The organism is Bremerella sp. JC817 (genome assembly GCF_040718835.1).
Lineage (GTDB): Bacteria > Planctomycetota > Planctomycetia > Pirellulales > Pirellulaceae > Bremerella.
Window position 1 is genome coordinate 1 of sequence record NZ_JBFEFG010000283.1, and the last position, 398, is coordinate 398.

A 398-nucleotide genomic window follows, 5' to 3' on the forward strand; every position below is an offset into this window, starting at 1 on the left:
AGCGTTACGAGGCTCGCCCCGGGAGGTCCGTTTTTGCGCACAAAGCCTCAGGCGCCGAACTTCTGCAAGCGGTTCGCGTGGGCCATCGCCAGCGGCATGATGTGCTTGGCGAGGATCTGGCCGAGGCCCCCTCGGATGCACGGCCGCTCGCCGAAGCTCGTCACCTCGTCCGGCCGGACGGTCGCCGGGGCCCAGATCAGGAGCGGGACCGGGTGGAAGCTGTGCGACTTCATCCGGCTCGGCGTCGAGTGGTCGCCCGAGACGACCACCACGTCCGGGTTCAGGGCCATCAGGGCCGGCAATTCCTGGTCGAGCGCCTCGATCACCTTGACCTTCTCGGCGAAGTTGCCGTCCTCGCCGGTACTGTCGGTGTACTTGTAGTGGATGAAGAAGAAGTC

General features: G+C 66.1%; 1 pseudogene. It reads right to left on the minus strand.

The window, feature by feature from the left end:
• Positions 1 to 47: 47 nt before the first annotated feature.
• Positions 48 to 398: pseudogene (locus AB1L30_RS27490) on the minus strand (phosphoglycerate mutase); the annotation flags it as partial.